Raw genomic sequence first — 19518 nt, 5'->3', positions numbered from 1 at the left:
AAGCGCCTATCGCTTCCATTCCACCCAGTCGCGCATCAGGCGATGGGCGATGGCGCCCTTGGGCGGAGAAGTATTGCCGGAAGCCGAGACGCGGTCGAGCATGGCGAGCGTCTCTTCCGGCGTAAACCAGCGGCAGTCATCAAGCTCAGCGACATCCATATGAATTTCTGTCGACTTCGCCTCGGCATAACAGCCGATCATCAAGGAATGCGGCATCGGCCAGGGTTGCGAGGCATGATAGCGCACGCGGCCGATGTGAATGCCGGACTCCTCATGCGTTTCGCGGCGCACGGCATTCTCGATGGTTTCGCCCGGTTCGACGAAGCCGGCGAGGCAGGAATACATCCCCGGCGCGAAATGATGGCTGCGGCCGAGCAGGCAGAGGTTCCTCTCCTCGTCGATCGTCAGCATGATGACGACCGGATCGGTGCGCGGGAAGATTATGTGTTCGCAGGCCGTGCAGACCCGCTTATAGCCTCCGATGCGGAGTTCCATGATCGAGCCGCACCGACCGCAAAAGCGGTTGTCGCTGTTCCAGCGGATAAGGCTCATGCCTTGCGCGGCCTCGCCGAGAATTTCGCCTTCGAGCAGGAGATCGCGCCAGAGCGAGCGCATGTCGGCGGGCTTATAGTGGCTGGCGAGTTCGTCGGCATTGATACGTACCGGAACGGCCAGCCGCGGCTCGCCGGTCTTGCGGTAGCCGAGCAGCACTGCCGCCTCCCAGTCCGGATCTAGCTCCTGCAACTCGTAGCGCGCAAACAGCGGGTCAAGCACCTGGCCGTCATGTTTTAGCACCAGCTTGTCCTTGGCAAAGGCCAGGATATGCGTGCCTTCCTTGGCGAGCGCATGCACGATCGATTCCTCGTCGCGGTGCTCGGCATCCCGATTAAGCTGATTTTCCGCAAAGGCGGTGAGGCTGCTGGCTTCCGAGTGGGGGGCATCCGAAGAGAAGATGGAATGGTTCATTGTGAAAGCGTTTCCCGCAACTTGGCTATGAAGCTGTTCATGTCTTCGTCCGCATAGGGTTCTGCCCTGCCGTGACCCCAGATCGGGCCGGGCCAGTTCGTGTCCCCTTCGAACCGCGCAATGACATGAACATGAAGCTGTCGGACGATATTTCCAAGAGCCCCGATGTTGATTTTTGTCGCTCCCGTCACCGTCTTCAAGGCAGCACCGACCTTGTTGGTTTCGAAGTTCAGCAGGACCTGATCGAGCGGCGTCAGCTCGAATATTTCCGATATGCCGGGCCGGCGGGGCACCAACAATAGCCACGGCCAGCGACGATCCTTCATCAGCCGCACGTCGCAAAGGCCGGTAATCGTGACGGAAACGCTGCCATTCGCCAGACGATCGTCGAGCGCAAAATCCTGCAATGGGCTGTCCTCCAGTGTTTTATCAAATGTTTAGCAGTTTTTTTTGACCTTGGCTTGCTTTTGATGCCGATATTGCCGATATGTGCATCCGGGAGGTTGGTGGTGGACGAGCCACTCGCCAACCGGGTCAGGTCCGGAAGGAAGCAGCCCTAACGAGCCCGGCACGGGTCATCGTGCCAGCCTCCCACCCTTTCCGAAAGCAAGGCCCGGCTTTCTGCGGGCAATAAGCAGGGCAATGAGCGACACCGAGCGACAAGCAAAAGATGCCGCTTCGACCGGCACCAGTTACCGGGTTCTGGCTCGCAAATACCGACCCAAGGATTTCACCGACCTGATGGTCGGCCAGGAGCCAATGGTTCGCACGCTGACCAATGCGTTCGAGACCGGCCGTATTGCCCAGGCCTACATGCTGACCGGTGTGCGCGGCGTCGGCAAGACGACCACGGCCCGCATCCTGGCGCGCGCGCTCAACTACAAGACCACCGCGGTCGACAGGCCGACAATCGATCTGCGCGAACCCGGCGAACATTGCCAGGCAATCATGGAAGGCCGGCATGTCGACGTCATCGAGATGGACGCCGCCTCGCACACGGGCATCGACGACATCCGCGAGATCATCGAGCAGGTACGTTACCGCCCTGTCTCGGCACGCTACAAGGTCTACATCATCGACGAAGTGCACATGCTGTCGACGGCTGCCTTCAACGGCCTGCTGAAGACGCTGGAAGAGCCGCCGGAGCATGTGAAGTTCATCTTCGCCACCACCGAAATCCGCAAGGTACCGATCACGGTTCTCTCGCGCTGCCAGCGCTTCGACCTGCGCCGCATCAGCGCCTCCGATCTCGTCGGCCTGTTCACCACCATCGCAGCCAAGGAAGGCATCGAGGCGGAGCCGGAAGCGCTCGCCATGATCGCCCGTGCCGCCGAGGGTTCGGCCCGTGACGGCCTGTCGCTGCTCGACCAGGCAATAGCCCACGGCAGCGGCGTGGTTGCGGGGGAAGCCGTCCGCTCGATGCTGGGGCTGGCGGACCGCGCCCGCATCGTCGATCTCTTCCACCACATCATCAAGGGCGATGTCGCCGCCGCTTTGGCTGAGTTCAACAGCCAGTACGAGGCCGGCGCCAATCCTGTCGTCGTGCTGACCGACCTTGCCGATTTCACCCATCTCGTCACCCGCCTGAAATATGTGCCTGATTCCGCCAATGATCCGTCGCTCAGCGAGGTCGAGCGCACCAAGGCGGCCGAATTCGCGCAGGGCATGGCGGTTACCACGCTGTCGCGCTTCTGGCAGATGCTGCTGAAGGGCATTCCAGAAACTGAGAGCGCGGCCCGCACGGCCGGTGCCGCCGAAATGGTGCTGATCCGTCTGGCCCACGCCGCCCATCTGCCGGCGCCGGAAGATGCGGCACGGCGGCTTGCCGAATTTTCTGATGGCAATGGTGGCGCGCGTCCGTCGTCCGCCCCGTCAGCCGGCAACAGCGCTGGAACGCCGGTCTCCTACCAGGGCAATGTTATGGCACGCACGGTTGAAACCGCGCAACCGCGGCCTGCACCGACGCCGCCGGCGCCGGTCGCCATGCTGCGGTCGGTTCCGAATACGCAGCCCCAAATCACCCCCGCTGTCGGGCGCATCGAGCCAAAACCCGCCGAAGCGCCGAAGCCGCTGGTTCCCGTCAATTCTGTGGCCGATATCGCAGAACTCGCCGGCCAGAAGCGCGATCCGAAACTGAAGGCGCTGGTGCGCAGCTTCGTTCGCCCGGTGCGGCTCGAGCCCGGCCGGCTTGACGTCAATCTGACGCCGGGCGCGCCGGGAACGCTGCTGAACGAACTCGCCGTCAAGCTGAAGGAATGGACCGGAATCCATTGGATTGTCAGCCTCAGCCGCGACGACGGCGAACCGACCCTGGTGGAAGCCGAAGCAAACGCGCAGCAGCAACGGGTCGCCGACGCCCGCCAGGACCCCGATGTGGCGGCGATCCTGTCGCAATTTCCAGGCGCCAAGATCATCGACGTTCGCGTGCGTGCGCCGGAAACGGAAGAAGAGGAACAAACCGCTGCTCCAGCAGCTGCCGAATCCGATGACGGCGACATCCTGCCGGGCGATGATATCGAATTCTAGGGATATGATAGGAAGCGATACGCCGCATAAGAAAAGACGCAAGCGGTTTTCGAATTAGATTATATCCAACAAGACAAAGAGACGAGAAGAAGGACGAACGACGATGCGCGACATCATGGGCATGATGGGCAAAGTGAAGGAAATGCAGGCGAAGATGGAAAAGATGCAGGCGGAAATCGCCGACATCCGGGCCGAGGGCAAGGCCGGCGGCGGCCTCGTTACCGTCACTGTGAACGGCAAAGCCCAGATGCTGGCCATCAAGATCGATCCGTCACTCTTCAAGGAAGACGACGTCGAAATCCTCGAGGACCTGATCGTCGCTGCAAGCAAGGACGCCCAGGAAAAGGCCGAGGCGCTGGCTGCCGAAAAGACCCGCGAACTGACGGCCGGCCTGCCAATCCCGCCCGGCTTCAAGCTACCTTTCTGAGAAGCTTACACGCATCGTCAACGCACTATCGTCTTGCGGATGAGCGCGCGGCCGATCGGTTTCGCCGGCCCGTTGCGCAATACCAGCGACGTGGTGACGGCGCCGTGACGGGCGATAGAATCGACGATGGTTTCAAGGTCTGATGGTGTCGGTACCAGGACCTTGAGCAGGAAACAATCCTCGCCGGTCAGCCGCAGGACCTCGATGATCTGCGGCATCTCCGAAAATTGCCTTAGGCAGGGGCGTATATGCTCATGGGTCGTCCGCAGCCGGACGATGGCCATCATGCCGAGACCGACAGCAACGGGATCGACCACAGCGCGATAGCCGGCAATGATGCCGCGCTCCTCAAGCCGTTTCAGGCGTTCCGAGGCCGCCGGCTGCGAAAGCCCCACCCGGCGGCCGAGTTCCGATACGGAAATCCGCCCATCCTCCTGCAAGATCTCGATCATCGACAGATCGGTGGGGTCCAGGTCTTTCTCGAAACTTTCCATTCTTTCACCTTGTTTTCATCGGCGCGCAGAAGTTTTATCCGATGGATTGCAATGTCAATTGCCCATGCGACATGCCAGTTTCGATCAGTCAACGGACTGCGGAAGGAGCGTCATGAGCGATATTATCACCCTGCCCGGCCTCGGTGGATCGGGGGAGGGCCACTGGCAAACACTGTGGGAACGACAGGATCCGCAGATGCGCCGTTTCCAGCCGACGAGCTGGGACAGGCCGGAATTGACCGATTGGATCGCGGCGCTCGACCGGGAGATCGGCCGTTCGAAGGCACCGCCGGTCCTCGTCGCCCACAGTCTCGCCTGCCAGTTGGTCGCGCATTGGGCGGCGTCCGCTCAGGCATTGATCCTCGGCGCCTTCCTCGTCGCAGCGCCTGATCCCACAGGTAACGTCTATCTGGCCGAGGCCCCTAGTTTCGCCAATCCTCCGCGCCAACGACTGCCGTTTCCGTCGCTCCTCGTCGCCAGCACCGATGATCCCTTCGGCTCGTTCGACTATGTGAAGGAAAGCGCCGCAATCTGGGGCAGCGAGTTGATCGATGTCGGCCCGCTCGGCCATATCAATGCGAATTCCGCAATTGGCGATTGGCCGGAAGGCTACGCACTTTTCGGAGGCTTCCATGCCAGACTAGCCTGAGGCGATGTAGGACGTTTGGAAAATGCGCGGCGGGATGGTATTCAAAAAGCATATCGGACTGATTTTTTTCGTCCGCGAATATCCGAACATCCGAGAGAACGTCATGAGCCTGACGACATTGCTTGTTTTTGCCGGCGCGTTGTTCGCCGCTGCCGGATCGCCGGGGCCGAGCGTTGCCGCGCTTGTCGCCCGCGTGCTGACCAAGGGCGCGCGCGACGTGCTGCCGTTCCTTGCCGCCATGTGGATTGGCGAAGGGATCTGGCTGACCTGTGCGGTAGCGGGACTGGCGGCCATTGCCGAGACCTTCCATTGGGCATTCGTCGCGATCAAATGGGCCGGCGTGATCTATCTGCTCTATCTCGCCTGGAAAATGTGGTTCGCCGCCGTCAATACGACGGAGGAAGAGCTGCCGGATGCGCAATCGCCGCTCCGTCTCTTCTTCGCCGGTCTGACCGTGACGATGGGCAATCCCAAGATCATGATGTTCTATGTGGCGCTGCTGCCGTCGATCATCGATATCCATGCCGTCACTCTGGCCGGCTGGGTCGAGCTGGTGGCGACCATGTTTGTCGTGCTGGCGGTCATCGATCTGAGCTGGGCTTTTTTCGCCATCAAGGCGCGCGGTTTCCTGAAAAGCCGCCGCGCCGTGCGGATGGCCAACCGCGCCAGCGCCGGCACCATGGCTGGCGCGGCTGTCGCCATCGCCATGCGATAGACTTAGGCATCGAGGGTTTCGTCGTCGAGAAGTGCGCGGAGCTTGTAGTGAATAGGCGCCGACAGATAGCGCGCGCGGTCCTCGGCCGACAATCGTTTGCCGAAGGTTGCCATCATTTCCGGCATGGTGACCTTTGGGCCGCCATGGGGAATATAGGTCACCGGTGTTCCGGCGGTGGCGGTGCCGTTTTTGATGACGCGGCAATAAATGCCAGGGCGGCCCGCTTTCGTATAGCGCTTGACGAATTTCGGATCGCCCATTTTCGCGGCGAAGGTCGAGCACGGAATGCGAGCCGAAGTCACCTCCAGGATTAAATCGTCAGCTATGAATCTGTCGCCGACGGCAACATCGCGATTGTCGAGCCCCTCGATGACGATGTTTTCGCCGAAGGTGCCGGGCTCCAGCCTGCGCCCCAGTTCGTTCGACCACCAATCCAGTGTCAACGAACCTTCGACATAAACGGCCTGATCGCGGCCGCCGTGATGTTCGCGATTGCAGACGGCGTCGCCGATGATACCCTCGGCGTCAATCATGACCGTACCGCCGATCGCGCGCTTGTTGATGCCGGTCTTGTAGCTCTTGCCGGGCAGTGTTTCGGCGGCGCCGATGCAGACGGCCAGAATTTTCATGGGGCGATCATCCGTTCCGCGATTTCGTTCCTGCAGCATATGAGCTAAAAGCCTCCCATGGCAAAGCGAGTTACCGGTCCCGAAATTGAAAAACTCATCCAGCTTCTGGCAAAAGTGCCAGGCCTCGGCCCGCGCTCGGCGCGCCGCGCCGCATTGCATCTGATCAAGAAGAAGGACCAATTGCTCGGCCCTCTCTCCCATGCCATGGGCGATGCCTATGACAAGGTGAAGATCTGCTCGCGCTGCGGCAATGTCGATACTGTCGACCCTTGCACCGTCTGCACGGACGACCGGCGCGATCAGTCGGTTATCATCATTGTCGAGGATGTCGCCGACCTATGGGCGCTGGAGCGCGCCGGCGCGATGAATGCCGCCTATCATGTACTCGGCGGCGTACTCTCACCGCTCGACGGCGTCGGTCCCGACGACCTCAATATCCGAGGCCTGATCGAACGCGTCAGTAAGGGCGGCGTCCGTGAAATCATTATCGCCGTCAACGCCACCGTCGAAGGACAAACCACTGCACACTATATAACCGACCAGCTTGCCGGCCTGGAGGTGAAGATCACCCGCCTCGCCCACGGCGTCCCGGTCGGTGGCGAACTTGATTATCTCGATGAAGGTACGCTGACGGCGGCGCTGCGGGCACGGACGGCGATTTGAGGGAAAGGCAGAGTATGAAGAGCGCACACACCCCCCTCTGTCACTTCGCGACATCTCCCCCACGAGGCAGATCGGTAACCCGCGCTATGGCCATCGCCAAACAATCTATTTTTAAACTGGCAGAAAACTCTGAAGACGAGCGAGGCAACAAAGTCCCCGTACATGATCTCGCCGCTCACAGAGGAAATGTCCCGAAAGGTCCGAAGGACGAGGGGGGTATCGCGCATCATTTTCTGCGTATGCTTATCGTCCTTTTCACTCTTCTCCCTCTGCCCGCCCTCGCTGCCTCCAAGGCCGATGTCGAGACGCAGTTCCAGACCTGGGTCCAAAACGACCTCTGGCCGGAAGCCAAGAAGGACGGCATTTCAGAAAAGACCTTCAAGGCCGCTTTTTCCGGTGTAATGCTGAATTGGGACCTGCCCGATCTCGCCCCGCCGGGTTTTCCAAAGCCCAAGGAACAGCCGCAGACACAGGCGGAATTTTCCTCACCTGCTCCTTATTTCAACGAAGCACGGCTGCAGAAGCTTGCGGCTACCGGACGCAGCTTCGCTTCGCAATATGGCCCGACGCTGAAGAGGATCGAGAAGGTCTATGGTGTGCCCGGTCCCATCGTTCTTGCCATCTGGGGCCGCGAGACCGGCTTCGGAGCCGCGAAGCTGCCGAATTCGGCGATCCAGGTGCTGGCGACCAAAGCCTTCATGTCGACGCGCAAGGAGATGTTTCGCACCGAACTCATCGCCGCGCTCAGCATTCTCGAACATGGCGACGTCACGCCGGATCAGTTCCTGGGCTCCTGGGCCGGCGCACTCGGCCAGCCGCAGTTCATGCCGACCAGCTATCTGAAATATGCGGTTGATTTCGACGGGGACGGCCGTCGCAACATCTGGACTTCGGTGCCCGATACGCTTGGCTCCATAGCCAACTATCTGGTTCAGAAGGGGTGGCAGCGCGGCCGCGGCTGGGGCTATGAAGTGACGATACCGGAAAGCGTTTCCTGCGCGCAGGAAGGACCGGATCTCGTCAAGCCGATTTCGCAATGGAGCTCGCTCGGGATCGCCAGGATATCCGGAAAGGCTTTCCCGTCCGACGAGCTTCGCGCCGGCGGGATGATGCTCGTGCCGGCCGGCCGCGACGGGCCGGAATTCATCGTGACGCCGAATTTCTACGTCATCAAGGAATACAATAATTCCGACCTCTACGGCCTCTATATCGGCAATCTCGCCGACCGTATCGCCTATGGCGCGGGAGCCTTCCAGGGCCAATGGGGCGATGTCGGCAAGATGCTGCGCTCCGACGTCGCCGGCATGCAGGTGACCCTGGAGCGCAAGGGATACGACGTCGGCGGCACCGATGGATTGCCGGGCTACAAAACGCGGCGATCGATCGGCCAATGGCAGGAAAAGAGCGGCCGCACGCCCACCTGCTACCCCGACAGTTCGATGCTCGGCCTGTTGAAATAGGCAGAATTCGATAGCGGATGCCACCAGCTGCGGGGTTGGGCCGAGGCGGACAGGCGCCTAGTCGCCGCAGAGTATACGCAAAAATCGTCCAAACCCCTTTGTCGTCAGCCGATATGATGGCGAAATTCAATACCAGCCGTCTGCCATCGACGCTTTGCGTCTTGCCATGAAATCGCATAGGGCTTCGTCGACTGCGATATCGAGCGGCGGTTCCTCGTAGTTTTCGAGCGTTCTTTTCCACTGTCTGTTGGCGCGGGTTGCAATGTCCGTGGAACCGCCTTCCTCGCTCCATTTCTCGAAAGGCTCGTTGTCCGAAAGCGTCGAATCCCAGAATGCGGTCTGGTAGTTCCGCATCGTATGGGCCGAGCCCAGGAAATGGCTGCCGGGGCCGACCTCTTGGAAGGCGTCGAAAGCGAGCGTATTGTCATCGACCGTGACGCCCGCGAGGTAGGAATGCAGCGCCCCACACAGGTCGGCGTCCATCACAAACTTCTCGTAGGACATAACGAGCAGTCCGTCCAGGAAGCCTGCCGAATGCAGGATGAAGTTCGCCCCGCAATGGATGGCCGACAGCATGGACATCAGGCCCTCCTGCATGGCTTGGCCGTCCGGTAGCTTGGAATTGGAGAAGTTGCCGGCACATCTCAGTGGAAGATTGAGCCGCCGCGCGAGCTGCCCAACGACCATCGAACCGATGGCTGGCTCTGGGGTGCCGAAAGTGGGTGACCCTGAACGCAGCGACATGGAGGATAGGAAATTTCCGAAGATGACCGGAGCGCCCTTGCGTTCGAGCTGCGTAAGGGCACAGCCGGCTAGCGTCTCGGCATAGGATTGGGCAATCGCTCCCGCATTGGTGACGGGCCCCATCGCGCCGCCGAGGATGAAGGGTACGATGACGGCAGCCTGATTGGCGCGAGCATAGGCTCGCAAAGACTTCGTCATTGTCCCATCCCAAACGAGCGGAGAATTGACGTTGACGTTGCCGAGGATAACGCAGTTTCGGTCGACGAAGTCGGTGCCGAAGAGAATGCGGGTCATCTCGATCGAATCCTCGGCGCGCTCCTCCGCCGTTACCGAGCCCATGAATGCACGGTCGGAATACTTGATGTGGCTGTAAACCATGTCGAGATGGCGCTTGTTAACGGGCACGTCGACCGGCTCGCAAATCGTGCCACCGGAATGATGCAGCCAAGGGCTTGCCTGGGCCAGCTTGATGAAGTTTTGAAAGTCTTCGATCGTTCCATAGCGGCGACCCTTGTCGATATCCATGACGAAAGGCGAGCCGTAGGCGGGCGAGAAGACGACCTTTGCACCTCCGATCTGAACATTGTTTGCGGGATTGCGCGCATGCTGGGTGAATTCACGCGGCGCGCAAGCGACGATCTCCTGCAGCATGCCGGGTTCGAACCGGACGCGAACGCCGTCGACCTGGGCTCCGGCCCGCTTCCAGTGGTCTAAGGACACGGGGTCGTCGCGGAACTCGATGCCGATCTCCGCGAGGATACGATCGGCCGTCCGTTCGATCTTCTGAAGGTTTTCCTCCGAAAGGAGGTCGTAGGTCGGTATGTTGCGGACGATATAGGGAATGCCGTGCGGCTTGGCGGTCCCTTCTCGACGAGCGGACCGGCCGCCGCGTGCCCGTTTGCCTGAATTATCGCCGACTATTGCCTCGCTCATACCGGTCTCCTTGATCCCAATTAAGGCTAAGACGACTTCGAGTTTCTGTAACGCTGGAAAAAACTTGGTATCTGTATAAGCTGAGCTTATGGAAACCTTTCGAAGGCTACTGCCGTCTGCCTCGGCACTCATCATCTTCGAGGCTGCCGGACGGCATCAGAACTTTAGTCGCGCGGCGGAGGAGCTGGGCATGAGCCAGGCAGCTGTGTCATTGGCCGTTCGCAAGCTCGAAGATCAGCTTGGCGTACCGCTCTTCCACCGCGAGCGTCGGAATGTTGAGCTGACCGACGTAGGGGAGCGCTTCCACGTGGACGTCACTGTAGGCTTGTCGCGCATCCAGAGGTCGGCGGAGGATATTCGAACGAAGGGTCGGGAATCCAATGTTACGCTTGCAGCTTCGACTGCTTTCGGTTCCATGTGGATGCTGCCGCGCCTGGCGCGTCTGCGGGCAGACCTTCCGGATATCGATCTACGCATCCAAACGAGCGTGCGTGATCTCGACCTGGACGAGGAACCAATCCCACTTGGAGTTCGAGGTGGCAATCCCGCAAATTGGCCGCGTTATCATTGCGCGATGCTGGCGCCGGAGGTCGTGTTTCCCGTGGCCAGCCCGCGTTTCATAGAAAAGCGTCGGCGCCCCGAGCGCCCGGAAGACCTGCTGGCGCTGCCATTGATCCATCTCGAAGAACCGGTCCGGGCTGCTTGCGACTGGTCCGAATGGTTCGCGAGCGCTGGGGTACGGTATATCCCGCAGCCGCGGCGGCTGACGATCAACGACTATGTTCTCGTCATGCAGGCCGTTCTGGCAGGCGAAGGCATCGCGCTCGGCTGGCAGCATCTGATCGAAGATCAGCTTCGATCAGGGGCGCTAGTCGCCGTCGGCGGGCATGTTCTGAATACCAATATGGCGTTCCATGTTGTCTGGCCGCGATCGAGGGAACTCAACGCCCAGGCGCAGCGTGTACGCGACTGGCTTATCGAAGAAGGAAGACGGAGTCGCGACGAGGCGCTTCGTTCCGCCTAAACCCAGCCGGCGAGATCTCCGCTTCTGGCACAAAGTTGCCATCGATGATACCTCGCAAGACTTGGCGACACTTGCTACAAAAATCCGGAAATAAGCTGCAGAGCCGGCTTTCGATGCGAAGACCTTGCAATTTGACGGGAACGGGCTTATATCCGCATCAAATTCTTGATCGGATGATGAAGAGTGGGCCGCAAGGACCCGCTCTTTTTTATTAGTTCGATCTCCAAATGCATCGACAATGCAGGAGTGAACGCTTGTCGGAAGAGACAAACGCAAACAATGCCAACGAACCGAGGTTGATCGTCGAAACCGGCCTTGACCAGCGCATCGCCGCCATCATCGAGCCCGTGCTCATCGGCATAGGCTTCCGTCTGGTACGCGTGCGCCTCCTCAATCAGAACGGCCTGACGTTGCAAATCATGACCGAGCGCAACGACGGCACCATGACTGTCGAGGATTGCGAAGAGGTCTCGACGGCGATTTCGCCCGTGCTGGATGTGGAAGATCCGATTGATAAAGCGTATCATCTGGAAGTGTCTTCGCCCGGAATCGACCGCCCGATGGTGCGCAAGTCGGATTTCAGCCGCTGGATCGGTCATCTTATCAAGTGCGAGACCTCGATCCTGGTGGATAACCGCAAGCGGTTTCGCGGCAAGATCGCCGATGTCAGCGCCGAGGGTTTTACGATCGAGCGCGATCAGGTCGCTTACGGCGAAGAACCGAAGGTGACTATTCCGTTCAGTACGCTGGCTGACGCCAAGCTGATCCTGACGGACGATCTCATCCGCGATGCGCTGCGCGCCGACAAGCTGGCAAAGGCCCAGGCTGCGAACCAGAACAACGCGGACGAAGAAGAAGAATAACCACCGCTCGACGGGACGGGAACCCCTGAGCAGGAAGACGGAGACTAAAGACAATGGCAGTCAGTGCGAACCGGCTAGAACTTCTGCAGATCGCAGATGCAGTGGCGCGCGAAAAGGTCATCGACCGCGAGATCGTGCTTGCCGCAATGGCGGACGCGATCCAGAAGGCCGCGCGTTCGCGTTACGGCACGGAGTCGAACATCCGTGCGGACATCAATCCGAAGACCGGCGAAATCCGCCTGCAGCGCCTGCTCGAAGTCGTCGAAAAAGCCGAGGACTATTCCACGCAGATCCCGCTGGAACTTGCCCGCGACCGCAACCCGGATGCCGTTCTCGGCGACTTCATCGCCGATCCGCTGCCACCGATGGATTTCGGCCGTATCGCGGCCCAGTCGGCCAAACAGGTCATCGTGCAGAAGGTGCGCGAAGCCGAGCGTGACCGTCAGTTCGACGAATTCAAGGATCGCGTCGGCGAAATCGTCAACGGTACAGTCAAGCGCGTCGAATACGGCAACGTCATCGTCGACCTCGGCCGCGGCGAAGGCATCATCCGCCGCGACGAGATGATCCCGCGCGAGAACTTCCGCTATGGCGACCGCGTCCGCGCCTATGTCTACGACGTTCGCCGCGAACAGCGCGGTCCGCAGATCTTCCTGTCGCGCACACATCCGCAGTTCATGGTCAAGCTCTTTACCATGGAAGTGCCTGAGATCTACGACGGCATCATCCAGGTGAAGTCGGTCGCCCGCGATCCAGGCTCGCGCGCCAAGATCGCGGTCATTTCGAACGACTCGTCGATCGATCCGGTCGGCGCCTGCGTTGGTATGCGCGGTTCGCGCGTCCAAGCCGTCGTCGGCGAATTGCAGGGTGAAAAAATCGACATCATTCCGTGGTCCAACGAGCCGGCGAATTTCGTTGTCAACGCGCTGCAGCCGGCTGAAGTCGCCAAGGTCGTTCTCGATGAGGATGCAGAGCGGATCGAAGTCGTGGTTCCGGACGAACAGCTGTCGCTCGCCATCGGCCGCCGCGGCCAGAACGTCCGCCTCGCTTCGCAGCTCACCGGCTGGGATATCGACATCATGACCGAAGCCGAAGAATCGGAGCGCCGTCAGAAGGAATTCAACGAGCGCACCAACCTGTTCATGGATGCACTCGATGTCGACGAAATGGTCGGTCAGGTTCTGGCCTCGGAAGGCTTCGCCGCCGTCGAGGAACTGGCTTATGTCGATCTCGACGAAATCTCGTCCATCGACGGTTTCGATGAAGAGACCGCCCAGGAAATCCAGGACCGCGCCCGCGAATATCTGGAGCGCCTGGAAGCCGAAATGGACGAGAAGCGCAAGGCGCTTGGCGTTTCCGACGAGCTGCGCCAGATCAACGGCATGTCCGCGCAGATGATGGTCGCTCTCGGTGAGGACGGCATCAAGACGATCGAGGACTTCGCCGGCTGCGCCGCGGACGATCTCGTCGGCTGGACCGAGCGCAAGAACGGCGAAACGAAGAAGTTCGAAGGCCTGTTCTCCAAACTTGAAGTGTCGCGAGTCGAAGCTGAGCAGATGGTCGTGCAGGCCCGCCTGTTGGCCGGCTGGATCACCGAAGCCGATCTCGCCGCTGAGGCCGAAGAGGCCACGGAGGACGAGGCCGAGCAAGAAGCATGATGAGCACCGGGGGGCCGGACGCACCGCCTGAGGACGATGATCTCGGGGGTAGCGACGTGAACGGCCGGATGTGCATCGTAACACGCGAAAGCGGATCGCCGGACGAACTGATCCGCTTCGTCGCCGCTCCGGACGGAACAGTTGTTCCCGATCTGAAGCGGCAACTGCCGGGACGCGGCTGCTGGGTCAAACTCGACCGGGCGCTGGTGGACAAGGCAGTGGCGAAGAAAATGTTTTCCCGCGCCCTGAAGGCGGAGGTGACGGCACCGATCAATCTCGGCGCCACCGTCGACCGGCTTCTTGCGGCGCAGCTTGCCGGGATGATGAATATGGCGCGCAAGGCGGGCCAGTTCGTCAGCGGTTCGTCGAAGGTAGACGGCGCCGTTCGCAACGGCTCGGCACTTGCCGTGTTCCACGCGATGGATGCCGCCGCCGACGGTGTTCGCAAGATCGACCAGGCCCGAAAAGCCTGGCATCTTGGGATGGAGACTGAAAAGGAAATACCGTCATTCCGTGTCTTCACGGAGGCGGAAATGGAAGAACTGATGGGCCAGAACGCTTTTATCCATGCCGCGGCGCTTGCAGGGCAGGCAGGTGAGGGTGTAGTGAAGCGCGCAAACCTGCTCGAACGGTACCGCAACGGCGGTCAGTCCCGGGCAACGGGCGGCGCTGGCCGGCGAAAACAATGACGCGGTCACCGGCCGATGCCGGACGCCTCATTAAGGTACATGTATTGAACGACAGGGTGTGACGGACGATTCCGTGCCCTGTCCGAAGGAACGGGAACGGAATGACCGACAATAAAGACGACAAGACGCTGAGTGTTTCGGGTAAGAAGACCCTCACCCTGAAGCCCTCAGGCGTGAACCAGGGCACCGTGCGCCAGGACATGGGCCGCGGTCGCACCAAGGCAGTCGTGGTCGAGACTCGCAAGCGTCGCCCGCTACGCCCTGAAGACGAAAAGCCAATGACCACCCCGACGACGACGGCTGCCGCAACGGCATCCGTGACGCGCGTCGCGGAACCGACACCGCAGCCGCCGCGCCCGCCGCAGCCAGCTCCGCGCATTCATCAGCCAGGTGGCCAGCAGCAGCGACCGCAGCAATCCAACCAGAACAACCAGCAGCGCCCGCAGCAGGACCGTTCGTCGCGACCGGTGGTTTTGAACCACCTTTCGGCTGGCGAAATGGATGCACGCCGCCGCGCGCTCGCCGAAGCCCAGGCCCGTGACGCCGCCGATGCGGCCCGCCGCGCCGAGGAAGAAGCCCGCCGCCAGCGGGAAGAGGAAGCACGCCGCATCGCAGAGCAGGCCGAAGCTGCCCGCCTCGCCGCGGAAGAGGCAACTCGCGCCGCCGAGACCAAGGTCGAGGAAGCACCTCCCGCGCCGGTCGAAGCCAAGGTGGAAGCACCGAAGCCGGCAGCACAGCCGGCCGCTGCGGCACCTGTGGTTGCTCGTCGCCCGGATGCAGCTCCCCAGCCTGCGCGTCCCGGCGCGCCTGCTACGGAAACGCCGCTCAACCGACGTCGTCCCCTCAATGAAGAAGAAGACGATCGCGGCCCGGCGCGTGGCGGCCCGGCGCGCGGCAAGGTGGTGCGCCCAGAACCGGCAAAGCCTGTCACACGTCCGAAGACGGACGATGATCGCCGCCGCGGCAAGCTGACGGTAACGACGGCCGATGTCGACGAAGATGGCAATGCGCGTGGTCGCTCGCTTTCGGCCATGCGCCGCCGTCAGGAAAAGTTCCGCCGCAGCCAGATGCAGGAAACGCGCGAAAAGATTTCGCGTGAAGTCGTGCTGCCGGAGACCATCACCATTCAGGAACTGTCGCAGCGCATGTCCGAACGCGCAGTCGACGTCATCAAGTTCCTGATGAAGGAAGGTCAGATGATGAAGCCGGGCGACATTATCGATGCCGACCTCGCCGAGCTCATTGCCGGTGAATTCGGCCACACGGTCAAGCGCGTTTCGGAATCCGACGTCGAACAGGGCATCTTCAACGTTGCCGACGAAGACGGCGAACTTGTTTCCCGTCCGCCTGTCGTCACGATCATGGGTCACGTCGACCACGGCAAGACCTCGCTACTCGACGCCATCCGCCATGCGAACGTGGTGGCTGGCGAAGCCGGTGGCATTACCCAGCATATCGGCGCCTATCAGGTCGAGCAGAACGGCCAGAAGATCACCTTCATCGACACCCCCGGCCACGCGGCCTTTACCGCCATGCGTGCTCGCGGCGCCCAGGCGACCGACATCGCCGTGCTGGTGGTTGCGGCCGACGACAGCGTGATGCCGCAGACGATCGAATCGATCAACCACGCCAAGGCGGCCGGTGTTCCGATCATCGTTGCGATCAACAAGATCGACAAGCCGACGGCCAACGCTCAGAAGGTTCGCACGGAACTGCTGCAGCACGAAGTCTTCGTTGAATCCATGGGCGGTGAGGTGCTCGACGTGGAAGTCTCCGCGAAGAACGGCACCAACCTCGACAAGCTGCTCGAAGCCATTCTGCTGCAGGCGGAAATCCTTGACCTCAAGGCCAATCCGAACCGCACGGCGGAAGGTACCGTCATCGAAGCCCAGCTTGATCGCGGCCGCGGCTCCGTCGCCACCGTCCTCGTCCAGAAAGGCACGCTCCGTCCGGGTCAGATCGTCGTTGCCGGCGATCAGTGGGGCCGCGTGCGCGCGCTGGTCAACGACAAGGGCGAGCATGTGAAGGAAGCTGGTCCCGCCATGCCAGTCGAGATCCTCGGCCTTTCCGGTACGCCGCAGGCCGGCGACAAGTTCGCCGTCGTCGAAAGCGAAAGCCGTGCCCGCGAAATCTCGGAATACCGCCAGCGCCTCACCCGCGACAAGGCGGCCGCTCGCCAGTCCGGCCAACGCGGCTCGCTGGAGCAGATGATGTCGCAGCTGCAGGCCTCGGGCATCAAGGAATTCCCGCTGGTCATCAAGGGCGACGTGCAGGGTTCGATCGAAGCCATTGCCGGCGCGCTGGACAAGCTCGGCACCGACGAAGTCCGTGCCCGCATCGTGCATTCCGGCGTCGGCGGTGTGACCGAATCCGATATCTCGCTGGCTGGAGCATCCGACGCGGCGATCATCGGCTTCAACGTCCGCGCCAATGCCCAGGCGCGCACTCTCGCCGAGCGTGAAGGCATCGAAATCCGCTACTACAACATCATCTACGATCTGGTGGATGACGTGAAGGCGGCGATGTCGGGCCTGCTGTCTCCGGAACGGCGCGAAACCTTCCTCGGCAATGCCGAGATCCTCGAGGTGTTCAACATCACGAAGGTCGGCAAGGTCGCAGGTTGCCGTGTCACCGAGGGCAAGGTCGAGCGCGGCGTCGGTGTCCGTCTGGTGCGCGACAACGTCGTCATCCACGAAGGCAAGCTCAAGACGCTCAAGCGCTTCAAGGATGAAGTCTCCGAAGTCAATGTCGGCCAGGAATGCGGCATGGCGTTCGAGAACTACGAAGACATTCGCATCGGCGACACGATCGAATGCTTCCGCGTCGAGCACATCACCCGCACGCTGTAAGGCAGGAAAGATTGAAACATTCGGACGGGCGCCGGAACCACCAGTCCGGCGCCCGAACCTTTTGGGACCAAGACAAATGGCAACAAGACCAACTTCTTCCGCGCCCTCGCAGCGCATGCTTCGCGTCGGCGAGCAGGTGCGCGCCGCGATCACGCAGGTTCTGCAGCGCGGCGAGGTGCGTGACGACCTGATCGAGCGCACCGTCATCTCCATTTCCGAGGTGCGCATGTCGCCGGATCTGAAGATCGCCACCGCCTATGTGACGCCGCTCGGCGTCACCGACCACCAGGCCGTCATCGAAACGCTCAATCGCCATGCGAAATTCATCCGCGGCCGCCTTGGACCGCAGCTTCGGCAGATGAAATACATGCCAGAGATCCGCTTTCGCGACGACACCAGCTTCGACAATTACCAGAAGATCGATGCGTTGTTGCGCTCGCCGGAGGTCCAACGCGACCTCGAAGACGGCGATACCGACACCGACAAAGACCGATAACAGAGACAGAGAATGTCCAAACCACGCAAACCCAAAGGCCGCCCGATTTCCGGCTGGCTGATCCTCGACAAGCCGGTGGACTTCGGCTCGACAGAGGCCGTTTCCAAGATCAAGTGGCTGTTCAAGGCGCAGAAAGCGGGCCATGCCGGCACGCTCGATCCGCTCGCCTCCGGCATGCTGCCGATCGCCCTTGGCGACGCCACCAAGACAGTTCCTTACGTCATGGACGGCAGGAAGATCTATGAATTCACCGTCACCTGGGGCGAGGAACGCGCCACGGACGACCTCGAAGGCGAGGTCACCGCGACTTCGGACAAGCGTCCGGGTGAAGAGGATATTCGCGCTCTGCTGCCGAAATATACGGGCGTCATCCATCAGATCCCGCCGCAGTTTTCCGCAATCAAGATAGCCGGCGAGCGCGCCTATGATCTCGCTCGTGACGGCGAAACGGTCGAAATCCCGTCGCGCGAAGTAGAGATTTTCCGCCTGACGCTGCTGGCCTGCCCGGATGCCAACAAGGCGCATTTCGAAGTGGAATGCGGTAAGGGCACCTATGTTCGAGCGCTCGCCCGCGATTTCGGCCGCGATCTCGGCTGTTACGGCCATATCTCCGGCCTGCGCCGCAGCTTCGTCGCCCCCTTTGCTGAGGAGATGATGGTGCCGCTCGCCAATCTCGTCGCCCTTGAGGCAGTCGAAGATGCGGACGAGCGGCTCGCCGCTCTCGACGCGTTGCTGATCGATACGGCGGAAGCGCTGTCGGCGCTGCCGCATCTCGTCATCAACGACGATCAGGCCCATCGCCTGAAGATGGGCAATCCAATTCTCGTGCGCGGGCGCGATGCGCCGGTTGCCGAAACAGAGGCCTATGCCACGGCACGCGGCAAACTGATCGCCATTGGCGAGATCGACCAGGGCGAGTTTCGGCCGAAGCGGGTTTTTGGCTGAGTTTTTTCTCCTCCGCTCGGAGAGAAGGCGTCCGAAGGGCGGATGAGGGCGAGTTGCCGGGAAAACGAACGGTCGCCCCACGGTGCATTGCCCTCAGCCCGGGCTCCGCCCGGCCTTCTCCCCACCGGGGCGAAGGTAAAACTGAGTCTCTTCCCTTTGCAGCCCAAATAGTCTATAGGCAGCGCCAGCATCGGGCCTGCCCCATTGCATTCGCGGCCAATGCTGGACGACATCCCGGCGTTTGGCGACATTATTTCCTCTCATAGAAAGGACCATCCGATGTCGATTACTGCTGAGCGCAAGGCTGCGCTGATCAAGGAATACGCTACCGCCGAAGGCGACACCGGTTCTCCGGAAGTCCAGGTTGCGATCCTGACCGAGCGCATCAACAACCTCACCAACCACTTCAAGGACCACAAGAAGGACAATCACTCCCGCCGTGGCCTCCTGACGATGGTTTCCAGCCGGCGCTCGCTTCTTGATTACCTCAAGAAGAAGGACGAAGGCCGTTATACCAAGCTGATCTCCAGCCTCGGTATCCGCCGCTAATGGAATTTCCGGCGGGCGTTCGCGTGGACGTCCGCCGGATGCTTATGAGGGTTTGAAACCCGACAAACTTGTCTCCGGCGCGCTTTCCGTTTGCGCGATGTGAGACGACCGGCAGGCCGGATGGGCCGGTCCTGCCAATTACAACCGTTGACCTGTCATGGGGCAGGATTGCCGGATGCTTTCAGCCGAAGCTTCACGCTTCGGCCGATCCTTGAAAGCCTCTCGTTGTCTTGCCCGTG

The 19518-nt window shown here is 61.1% G+C and carries 19 protein-coding genes and 1 other RNA gene; 15 read left to right on the top strand and 5 right to left on the bottom strand.

Annotated elements, in window-relative coordinates:
* Positions 1–6: 6 nt before the first annotated feature.
* Together nudC and PY650_RS24630 are read right to left on the bottom strand one after the other, a co-directional pair.
* The gene (gene nudC / locus PY650_RS24635; protein ID WP_285882218.1) at positions 7–966 is read right to left on the bottom strand and encodes an NAD(+) diphosphatase; all 960 of its coding nucleotides are present in this window, start codon (positions 964–966) and stop codon (positions 7–9) included.
* Positions 963–1373, bottom strand: a complete 411-nt coding sequence (locus PY650_RS24630) for an HIT family protein (RefSeq protein ID WP_285882217.1) — start codon at positions 1371–1373, stop codon at positions 963–965. Before PY650_RS24630 ends, nudC begins: the two co-directional genes overlap by 4 nt.
* Before the next feature lie 91 nt (positions 1374–1464).
* Between PY650_RS24630 and ffs the strand changes: the two genes are divergently transcribed.
* From ffs to PY650_RS24615, 3 genes are all read left to right on the top strand, one after another.
* An RNA gene (gene ffs / locus PY650_RS24625) (signal recognition particle sRNA small type) lies at positions 1465–1561 on the top strand.
* A gap of 47 nt (positions 1562–1608) precedes the next feature.
* The gene (locus PY650_RS24620) at positions 1609–3492 is read left to right on the top strand and encodes a DNA polymerase III subunit gamma/tau (RefSeq protein WP_285882216.1); all 1884 of its coding nucleotides are present in this window, start codon (positions 1609–1611) and stop codon (positions 3490–3492) included.
* 103 nt (positions 3493–3595) lie between these two features.
* Positions 3596–3919 (top strand): YbaB/EbfC family nucleoid-associated protein, encoded by a 324-nt coding sequence (locus tag PY650_RS24615; RefSeq protein WP_285870760.1) that lies wholly within the window; start codon positions 3596–3598, stop codon positions 3917–3919.
* A gap of 17 nt (positions 3920–3936) precedes the next feature.
* Here PY650_RS24615 and PY650_RS24610 read toward each other — a convergent pair whose 3' ends face one another.
* Positions 3937–4413 (bottom strand): Lrp/AsnC family transcriptional regulator, encoded by a 477-nt coding sequence (locus PY650_RS24610; RefSeq protein WP_285882215.1) that lies wholly within the window; start codon positions 4411–4413, stop codon positions 3937–3939.
* Positions 4414–4525: 112 nt separating this feature from the next.
* Between PY650_RS24610 and PY650_RS24605 the strand changes: the two genes are divergently transcribed.
* Together PY650_RS24605 and PY650_RS24600 are read left to right on the top strand one after the other, a co-directional pair.
* Positions 4526–5062, top strand: a complete 537-nt coding sequence (locus PY650_RS24605) for an RBBP9/YdeN family alpha/beta hydrolase (RefSeq protein ID WP_285882214.1) — start codon at positions 4526–4528, stop codon at positions 5060–5062.
* Between the two features lie 103 nt (positions 5063–5165).
* The gene (locus tag PY650_RS24600) at positions 5166–5777 is read left to right on the top strand and encodes a LysE family translocator (protein ID WP_285882245.1); all 612 of its coding nucleotides are present in this window, start codon (positions 5166–5168) and stop codon (positions 5775–5777) included.
* 2 nt (positions 5778–5779) lie between these two features.
* On the opposite strand, the gene PY650_RS24595 is transcribed toward PY650_RS24600, so the two are convergent.
* Entirely contained in the window at positions 5780–6406 is a 627-nt protein-coding gene (locus PY650_RS24595; RefSeq protein ID WP_285882213.1) for an MOSC domain-containing protein, read from the bottom strand.
* 57 nt (positions 6407–6463) lie between these two features.
* On the opposite strand from PY650_RS24595, the gene recR reads away from it, so the two are divergent.
* The gene (gene recR, locus PY650_RS24590) at positions 6464–7069 is read left to right on the top strand and encodes a recombination mediator RecR (protein ID WP_285882211.1); all 606 of its coding nucleotides are present in this window, start codon (positions 6464–6466) and stop codon (positions 7067–7069) included.
* A gap of 239 nt (positions 7070–7308) precedes the next feature.
* Complete coding sequence (locus PY650_RS24585) at positions 7309–8529, top strand: lytic murein transglycosylase (RefSeq protein WP_285882210.1); 1221 nt, start codon at positions 7309–7311, stop codon at positions 8527–8529.
* 126 nt (positions 8530–8655) lie between these two features.
* Here the strand turns inward: PY650_RS24585 and PY650_RS24580 are convergent, their stop codons facing one another.
* Positions 8656–10206, bottom strand: coding sequence for a trimethylamine methyltransferase family protein (locus tag PY650_RS24580; RefSeq protein ID WP_285882209.1), 1551 nt, complete (start codon positions 10204–10206; stop codon positions 8656–8658).
* Between the two features lie 88 nt (positions 10207–10294).
* Here PY650_RS24580 and PY650_RS24575 point away from each other — a divergent pair, with 88 nt between their 5' ends.
* The 8 genes from PY650_RS24575 (at position 10295) to rpsO (ending at position 19279) form a co-directional block, all read left to right on the top strand.
* On the top strand, positions 10295–11230 hold the full coding sequence (locus tag PY650_RS24575; RefSeq protein ID WP_285882208.1) for a LysR substrate-binding domain-containing protein: 936 nt from the start codon (positions 10295–10297) through the stop codon (positions 11228–11230).
* A gap of 254 nt (positions 11231–11484) precedes the next feature.
* The gene (gene rimP, locus PY650_RS24570) at positions 11485–12093 is read left to right on the top strand and encodes a ribosome maturation factor RimP (protein ID WP_285882207.1); all 609 of its coding nucleotides are present in this window, start codon (positions 11485–11487) and stop codon (positions 12091–12093) included.
* 53 nt (positions 12094–12146) lie between these two features.
* Entirely contained in the window at positions 12147–13751 is a 1605-nt protein-coding gene (gene nusA / locus PY650_RS24565) for a transcription termination factor NusA (protein WP_285882206.1), read from the top strand.
* The gene (locus tag PY650_RS24560) at positions 13748–14440 is read left to right on the top strand and encodes an RNA-binding protein (RefSeq protein ID WP_285882205.1); all 693 of its coding nucleotides are present in this window, start codon (positions 13748–13750) and stop codon (positions 14438–14440) included. The genes nusA and PY650_RS24560 overlap by 4 nt, the downstream gene beginning before the upstream one ends.
* 101 nt (positions 14441–14541) lie before the next feature.
* On the top strand, positions 14542–17289 hold the full coding sequence (gene infB, locus PY650_RS24555; protein WP_285882204.1) for a translation initiation factor IF-2: 2748 nt from the start codon (positions 14542–14544) through the stop codon (positions 17287–17289).
* A 76-nt stretch (positions 17290–17365) separates the two neighbouring features.
* Positions 17366–17785 carry a 30S ribosome-binding factor RbfA gene (gene rbfA, locus PY650_RS24550; protein ID WP_285882203.1) on the top strand — a complete coding sequence of 140 codons (420 nt, stop codon included), beginning with the start codon at positions 17366–17368 and terminating at the stop codon, positions 17783–17785.
* 12 nt (positions 17786–17797) lie between these two features.
* The gene (gene truB, locus PY650_RS24545) at positions 17798–18730 is read left to right on the top strand and encodes a tRNA pseudouridine(55) synthase TruB (protein WP_285882201.1); all 933 of its coding nucleotides are present in this window, start codon (positions 17798–17800) and stop codon (positions 18728–18730) included.
* 279 nt (positions 18731–19009) lie between these two features.
* A complete protein-coding gene (gene rpsO / locus PY650_RS24540; protein WP_104821516.1) occupies positions 19010–19279 on the top strand; it encodes a 30S ribosomal protein S15 in 270 nt (89 codons plus the stop codon).
* Positions 19280–19518: the final 239 nt, after the last annotated feature.

The sequence above is a fragment of the Martinezella calliandrae genome (genome assembly GCF_030272695.1).
In the GTDB taxonomy this organism is placed as follows: Bacteria; Pseudomonadota; Alphaproteobacteria; order Rhizobiales; family Rhizobiaceae; genus Rhizobium; species Rhizobium calliandrae.
The sequence above is the reverse complement of the archived record's forward strand: the minus strand, read 5'-3'. Positions and strand labels throughout refer to the sequence as shown.

Coding starts and splice junctions, on each gene's coding strand:
- PY650_RS24600 (WP_285882245.1), top strand. CDS start 5,166: ATGAGCCTGACGACATTGCTTGTTTTTGCCGGCGCGTTGTTCGCCGCT.
- rpsO (WP_104821516.1), top strand. CDS start 19,010: ATGTCGATTACTGCTGAGCGCAAGGCTGCGCTGATCAAGGAATACGCT.
- nudC (WP_285882218.1), bottom strand. CDS start 966: ATGAACCATTCCATCTTCTCTTCGGATGCCCCCCACTCGGAAGCCAGC.
- PY650_RS24615 (WP_285870760.1), top strand. CDS start 3,596: ATGCGCGACATCATGGGCATGATGGGCAAAGTGAAGGAAATGCAGGCG.
- PY650_RS24585 (WP_285882210.1), top strand. CDS start 7,309: ATGCTTATCGTCCTTTTCACTCTTCTCCCTCTGCCCGCCCTCGCTGCC.
- PY650_RS24610 (WP_285882215.1), bottom strand. CDS start 4,413: ATGGAAAGTTTCGAGAAAGACCTGGACCCCACCGATCTGTCGATGATC.
- PY650_RS24575 (WP_285882208.1), top strand. CDS start 10,295: ATGGAAACCTTTCGAAGGCTACTGCCGTCTGCCTCGGCACTCATCATC.
- infB (WP_285882204.1), top strand. CDS start 14,542: ATGACCGACAATAAAGACGACAAGACGCTGAGTGTTTCGGGTAAGAAG.
- PY650_RS24595 (WP_285882213.1), bottom strand. CDS start 6,406: ATGAAAATTCTGGCCGTCTGCATCGGCGCCGCCGAAACACTGCCCGGC.
- truB (WP_285882201.1), top strand. CDS start 17,798: ATGTCCAAACCACGCAAACCCAAAGGCCGCCCGATTTCCGGCTGGCTG.
- rbfA (WP_285882203.1), top strand. CDS start 17,366: ATGGCAACAAGACCAACTTCTTCCGCGCCCTCGCAGCGCATGCTTCGC.
- recR (WP_285882211.1), top strand. CDS start 6,464: ATGGCAAAGCGAGTTACCGGTCCCGAAATTGAAAAACTCATCCAGCTT.
- PY650_RS24580 (WP_285882209.1), bottom strand. CDS start 10,206: ATGAGCGAGGCAATAGTCGGCGATAATTCAGGCAAACGGGCACGCGGC.
- PY650_RS24605 (WP_285882214.1), top strand. CDS start 4,526: ATGAGCGATATTATCACCCTGCCCGGCCTCGGTGGATCGGGGGAGGGC.
- PY650_RS24620 (WP_285882216.1), top strand. CDS start 1,609: ATGAGCGACACCGAGCGACAAGCAAAAGATGCCGCTTCGACCGGCACC.
- nusA (WP_285882206.1), top strand. CDS start 12,147: ATGGCAGTCAGTGCGAACCGGCTAGAACTTCTGCAGATCGCAGATGCA.
- PY650_RS24560 (WP_285882205.1), top strand. CDS start 13,748: ATGATGAGCACCGGGGGGCCGGACGCACCGCCTGAGGACGATGATCTC.